At 42.5% G+C, this 6,117-nt stretch carries 5 protein-coding genes; 4 read left to right on the forward strand and 1 reads right to left on the reverse strand.

Features of this window, described 5'->3' with window-relative positions:
* Positions 1-187: 187 nt before the first annotated feature.
* Positions 188-319, reverse strand: coding sequence for a hypothetical protein (locus IM456_RS15855; protein WP_287693076.1), 132 nt, complete (start codon positions 317-319; stop codon positions 188-190).
* 43 nt (positions 320-362) lie between these two features.
* Here IM456_RS15855 and crtH point away from each other — a divergent pair, with 43 nt between their 5' ends.
* From crtH to IM456_RS15875, 4 genes are all read left to right on the forward strand, one after another.
* On the forward strand, positions 363-1,874 hold the full coding sequence (crtH, locus tag IM456_RS15860; protein WP_149988080.1) for a carotenoid isomerase: 1,512 nt from the start codon (positions 363-365) through the stop codon (positions 1,872-1,874).
* A 249-nt stretch (positions 1,875-2,123) separates the two neighbouring features.
* Positions 2,124-3,803, forward strand: coding sequence for an ABC1 kinase family protein (locus IM456_RS15865; protein ID WP_149988081.1), 1,680 nt, complete (start codon positions 2,124-2,126; stop codon positions 3,801-3,803).
* Between the two features lie 785 nt (positions 3,804-4,588).
* The gene (locus IM456_RS15870; protein ID WP_287693075.1) at positions 4,589-5,140 is read left to right on the forward strand and encodes a type IV pilin-like G/H family protein; all 552 of its coding nucleotides are present in this window, start codon (positions 4,589-4,591) and stop codon (positions 5,138-5,140) included.
* A 286-nt stretch (positions 5,141-5,426) separates the two neighbouring features.
* Positions 5,427-5,933: a type IV pilin-like G/H family protein gene (locus tag IM456_RS15875; RefSeq protein ID WP_287693074.1), complete on the forward strand. Its 507-nt coding sequence runs from the start codon at positions 5,427-5,429 to the stop codon at positions 5,931-5,933.
* Positions 5,934-6,117 lie beyond the last annotated feature (184 nt).

Below are 6,117 nucleotides of genomic sequence, written 5' to 3' on the forward strand. Positions count from 1 at the left end.
ACCAATAAAGCTTAGAGGTAATCCGAACTAGGGAAGTATTCGGAAGTCTGTGCCAGATTGTGTCTCGATGCGGTAGTCTCTACTTGCGTCGCCTAAATTGGTCTAGGCAAGCCCCGTCCCTTTTAGGGCGGGGTTAGTGACCTTCGAGGTAATCTGTATGAGTCAGTATTTCCCCGGCGCTTTAGTCTCATTCTCGGCCCATACATAGTCTGTCTTTGATTTCCCTTGCTGCTTCGGGATCGTCTAACATTAAGTACAGCGAATTGATCGCCAAATTTTCTGCTCCCAAATATCTAGCCGATAAATCACCGCTAGTCAAGGTTAAAATCAAGAATTGACACAAAAATTTATCAACTAAAGTTATGAGTAATCAGTACGATGCGATCGTGATTGGGTCGGGAATCGGGGGATTGGTGACAGCGACGCAATTAGCGGCAAAAGGGGCAAAAGTCTTAGTTTTAGAGAGTTATCTGATTCCGGGGGGCAGCGCGGGTTATTTTGAACGAGAGGGTTATCGTTTTGATGTGGGTGCTTCGATGATTTTTGGTTTTGGCAAAAAGGGGACGACTAACCTCTTAACCAAGGCTTTGGCAGCGGTGGATATGAGTATCGAAACCATTGCCGATCCCGTCCAGATCCATTATCATCTCCCGGACGGATTAGACTTAAAAGTTCATCGCGACTACGAACAATTTTTACAGGAATTAATTAGCCATTTTCCCGCAGAAAAAACCGGTATCCGGCGCTTTTACGATGAATGCTGGCAGGTGTTTAATTGCCTCAATAGTATGGATTTACTATCGTTGGAAGAACCCCGCTATCTGACTAAGGTTTTTTTCCAGCATCCTTTATCCTGTTTGGGATTGGTCAAGTATTTACCCCAAAATGCGGGAGATGTGGCCAGAAAATATATTAAAGACCCGAAATTATTGAAATTTATCGATATGGAATGTTATTGTTGGTCGGTAGTACCCGCCGATCGCACTCCGATGATTAATGCGGGAATGGTCTTTAGCGATCGCCATTACGGCGGAATTAACTATCCCCGAGGGGGAGTAGGACAGATTGCTCTCAAGTTAGTCGAGGGATTGGCAAAAGCCGGTGGTGAAATCCAGTATCAAGCGAGAGTTACCAAGATTATTTTAGATGCAGGACGGGCGATCGGGGTAAGATTGACCAATGGTAAGGAATATTACGCTAAAAAGATTGTTTCTAATGCCACCCGTTGGGATACCTTCGAGAAACTACTCCCCGCGGAATCTCTCCCCCGCAGTGAAAAGAATTGGCAAAAACGCTATCAAAAATCCCCCAGTTTCCTCAGTTTGCATCTGGGAGTCAAGGCCGATGTATTACCGTCAGGAAGCGAATGTCACCATATTTTACTAGAAGATTGGGAAAATATGGAAGCAGAACAGGGAACTATCTTTGTTTCTATTCCTACCTTACTCGATCCCTCCCTCGCACCCCCGGACCATCATATCATTCATACTTTCACCCCTAGCTGGATTGATCAATGGCAAAAACTGCCCCCCCAAGAATATCAACAGAAAAAAGAGGCCGCTGCTCATCGTCTCATTGATCGCCTGAAAAAACTCTTTCCCAAACTAGATACAGGATTAGATTATATCGAAATTGGCACGGCCCGCACCCATCGGCGCTTTTTGAATAGAATCGATGGCAGTTACGGCCCAATACCGCGAAGAAAACTGTTAGGCTTGTTAGGAATGCCCTTTAATCGCACAGCTATTCCTAATCTCTATTGTGTAGGAGATAGTACCTTCCCGGGTCAAGGATTAAACGCGGTGGCCTTTTCCGGTTTTGCTTGCGGTCATCGTCTAGCGGTAGATCTCGGTTTACCTCGTCCCAGAGATTAAAAGCTGAAAATCAGGATTTTTACCGGCGAATTCGCAAACGGGAAGGGGATACTTGACAGCGTTTCTCAAATAGATGATCTGCATTTTTGCGACTGGAATCCTTACTTCGGCAAGGTTTGATTTATACTTCACCTTGACGAGAAACGCTGTAGATCGGTTTTGCTGATAACTGATAACTGATAACTGATAACTGATAACTAATAACTGATAACTGATAACTGATAACTGATAACTGATAACTGATAACTGATGCTTACTCCTTTTGATTCCCCCAAATCTTTACATTGGCAGCAAAGCTTGCGAGCGCCGATTGTTCGTCAATTGGAGATATTTAGCTTTACAATGCAGTTTTTGACTTTTTTGCTCTGGGATCGTTTAACGGGGGCTAATAGGGGCAAAAAACGGCAAAGGAGAGCGAAATGGTTAGTAGATCGCCTCATGAATTTGGGACCAACTTTTATTAAAATTGGGCAATCTTTATCGACGCGAGCAGATTTAATTCCGCTCGAATATATCGAACAATTAACCCAATTACAGGATCGAGTTCCCGAATTTAATAGTCAAGAAGCGATCCGAGTTATTGAAACAGAATTAGGACAACCCCTAGATAATTTATTTGAAAGTTTTACCGTGTCTCCCCTCGCTTGTGCCAGTTTAGGACAAGTGCATCGAGCGCGGTTATTAAGTGGGGAAGAGGTCGTTATTAAGGTACAAAGACCGAATCTGGAAGGACTATTTAATCTCGATTTTGAATTGTTGCATCGTCTCACCCGTTGGTTAAATATTTTCCCCGTGGTGAAAAAATATAATTTAGAAGCTATCTATCAAGAATTCTTTGAGCTACTCTTTCAAGAAATCGATTATATTCATGAGGGCAAAAATGCCGATCGCTTTCGGGAAAATTTTAAGAATTATCCCCAGGTAAAAGTTCCTTTAGTTTACTGGCAATATACCACCCGCAGGGTATTAACTTTGGAGTATGTGCCAGGGATTAAAGTGGATGATCGAGAGACTTTACTAGCTAACGGTATTAATGTAGATGGGATTATTCAACTGGGAATCTGTTCCTATCTCAAACAACTATTACAGGATGGTTTTTTTCAATCGGATCCCCATCCGGGTAATATGGCAGTCAGTCAGGAAGGGGAGTTAATTTTCTACGATTTCGGCACGATGTTCGAGTTAAAGTCCGTCGCTAAAGATCAAATGATTGAAACCTTTTTCGCTGTCTTGAGAAAGGATACGGAAACAGTCTTAAAAACCTTGATGTATATGGGGTTAATTGAACCCGTTGTAGAGCTGCAACCCGTGCGAAATATCGTGCAGTTTCTCTTAGATGAATTTCGCGATAAACCGGTAGATGTGAAGGCCTTTGAACAAATTAGCGATCAAGTGTATTTAATGTTTAAACAGCAACCTTTTCGCTTACCTCCCCAAATGACTTTTATTATTAAATCTGTCACCACTTTGGATGGGATTGCCCGCTCTTTAGATCCCCAGTATAATTTATTAGCAGCTAGTCAACCTTTTGTGAAAAGTCTAGCAGTATCGGGAGGAACTAGCAACACCATGCTTACCCTAGCTAATCAAGCGCGCACTTTTCTTAAACAACAATGGCAAAAAGGTAATAAAAACGAGAGAATGATCCGTCAATTAGAGGAAAAGATCGAGCGAGGAAATTTAGTTTTTCAAGTTAAATCACGGGAAAATGAACGACTTCTGAAAAGAATTTATCTGGGAATTAAAGTATTAATTAATGTCTGTCTATTGGGATTTAGCATTATCTCAGCCATATTGTTATTAGACACCAACTATAGCAAACTGGCCATTATTCCCTTCAGTTTAGCTGGGTTATTTGCTTTATTTTTTCTGCGTTCTTCCATGGCTTTATTGATTCAGGAAAGATTAGATAAAATCGTAGAAAAGTAAATAATTAGGGTTTGCTGAAAAAGTTTGTTGGTGGGGTTAGGAGTCGGTCGTCAGGAGTCAGGAGTCGGGAGTTTCAGGCTTTGTTGCCCTCTCTTTTTTGTACCAATTTATGTACTACAATAAGAATAATGCAAGGTTTTTGATGGTCACAATCCGATTTTCGCAGCATGAACATCGGATTTTAACAGGTCAAAAGCCTTATTTTAAAAGGGTTTTACCCTTATTCAGCAAACCCTAATTATCATCTTTATTAAGTTAGTACTTATAATTAAATTGAAGATAGATTTTGCCTTTGATCCCCCCTTAATCCCACCTTAATAAGGGGGGCATCTGAAAGTTTTTAACACCTAAGTACCTAAGCAAAATTAATTACACATATCTAACCACCTCTTGCCTCTTGCCTCTTGCCTATCTTCACTAGGAAATTAATTTTGCACGACTACTTAATTGTACCAGAAGGCAATTGGTAGCCTGTTAAATTCCCTTGTTTCCACCACCTCCAAGCCGTTCGATAACTTATTCCTGTTTTTTTTGCCTAGTCTGATAGTTTTGTCTGTACATACTACCATTAATGACTATATCTGACCATATTTGTCTTGAAACTTTACAATACCTCTTGTCAAACCTAAATTCAGGAAAATTCCCCACCTCCCCACCTCCCCACCTCCCCACCTCCCCACCTCCCCACTTCCCCCAAAAAAATTTTTGCAAGGGTGATAGGTTTCCTGAAACAGGTGGGTAAGTTGTCCCTAGAGAACAAAAAACACTTACCAAAGGATATACCCATGAACTCCACCTTCAAATTCAAACTCATCCAAGCTCTCAACAAAAAGAACGGTAACAAAGGTTTCACCCTCATCGAACTCCTAGTTGTCGTTATCATCATCGGTGTACTCGCCGCCATCGCTCTCCCCAACCTCCTCGGTCAGATAGCCAAAGGCAGACAAGCGGAAGCTCGCAACAACCTCGGTGCCGTTAACCGCGCTCAACAGGCTTACCGCTTGGAAAGAGCCACCTTTGCGGTGGTCACTGATCTGCCTATTCAAACCACTGGCAAGTACTATGGTACTGCTGCCACTGGTCCTGCTGTTATTGGTGGTGCTGACTCTGCCGTTGGTGCAAACCATGCGGCTATTCCCAATACTCGTTACACTAATGACATCCTAGAATACGAATCTGCCGTCGGTCAACAAAATGATGGTGCTTACTCCGCCGTTATCTGTGAACAAACCACTAACCCCAGTGCAGCGGCCATCACTGGGCCTGGTACTTGGTCAACTCCTGGTGCTGCTGCTGCTCTTGCACAATGTGCTGGCGGTGGCCGTCTCATCGAGTAATCGCAGTCTAGAAAAGTATGCGGGGTGCGCTTGCATACTTCTCTGACAATCGCAATTTCATAACTCGGCTTTAATCATACTCTAGCGGAAGGTGGCAGGGAAATGTTTTCTCGGAAACCTTGCGCTTTTGATTTTTTTCGGGAAGTGGGGGAATGGGGAAGTGGGGGAATGGGGAAGTGGGGAGAATAAATAAAACCAATCTCCTGTCTCCGTTCGGCTGAGCTCACGGCCTGTCTCCTGTCTCCCGATAACTGATAACTGATAACTGAATTGCCAGTGCTTAACCATGAAATACCTTCTTTTTTCAGCAATCAAATCACAGGAAAAAAAAGCGAGGGGTTTTACTCTAATAGAATTGTTGATAGTGTTGATTTTATTGGGGGTTCTCGCTGCCATCAGTTTACCGAATCTCTTAGGACAAGTGGCCAAAGGTAGGCAAGCAGAAGCGCGCGCGGCACTGGGATTAATCAATCGCGCCCAACAGGGTTATCGTTATGAAAATGCCACTTTTACCACTTTGAGTCAATTACCCATTGAGATTAACGATGCTAGATTTTATACTTTTGTCGATGATACTAGCGTTATTCCCGATGCTTTTGGAGCCGCCTATCTAGCGAATGCTTTGACTCCATTTAATAACGATATTAAAAATTATGCTGGGGCGGCCGGACAAACGGCATCTGGGGCCTATACTGGTATTGTTTGTGAGGATGAAACTCCTTTAGAAGATAATGTTTCTACCAGTAATTCCGCCGGTGTTCTTGATTGTGTTAATGGCAATAGAATTAATTAAAATAACCCCAAAAATCTTTTATTTTTGTTGATAAGTAAATGGTTATAATTATGAAAGTGCTTTGTAGGTTGATTCATGGTAGGGTTGATTCATGGTAGGGTTGATTCATGGTAGGGTTGATTCATGGTAGGGTTGATTCATGGTAGGGTTGATTCATGGTAGGGTTGATTCATGGTAGGGTTGA

Source organism: Microcystis sp. M079S1 (assembly GCF_020246425.1).
GTDB classification, from domain to species: domain Bacteria; phylum Cyanobacteriota; class Cyanobacteriia; order Cyanobacteriales; family Microcystaceae; genus Microcystis; species Microcystis aeruginosa.

What these genes read in the sequence shown, in the direction of transcription:
- crtH (WP_149988080.1), top strand. Translation starts at nt 363, where the DNA reads ATGAGTAATCAGTACGATGCGATCGTGATTGGGTCGGGAATCGGGGGA.
- IM456_RS15865 (WP_149988081.1), top strand. Translation starts at nt 2,124, where the DNA reads ATGCTTACTCCTTTTGATTCCCCCAAATCTTTACATTGGCAGCAAAGC.
- IM456_RS15870 (WP_287693075.1), top strand. Translation starts at nt 4,589, where the DNA reads ATGAACTCCACCTTCAAATTCAAACTCATCCAAGCTCTCAACAAAAAG.
- IM456_RS15875 (WP_287693074.1), top strand. Translation starts at nt 5,427, where the DNA reads ATGAAATACCTTCTTTTTTCAGCAATCAAATCACAGGAAAAAAAAGCG.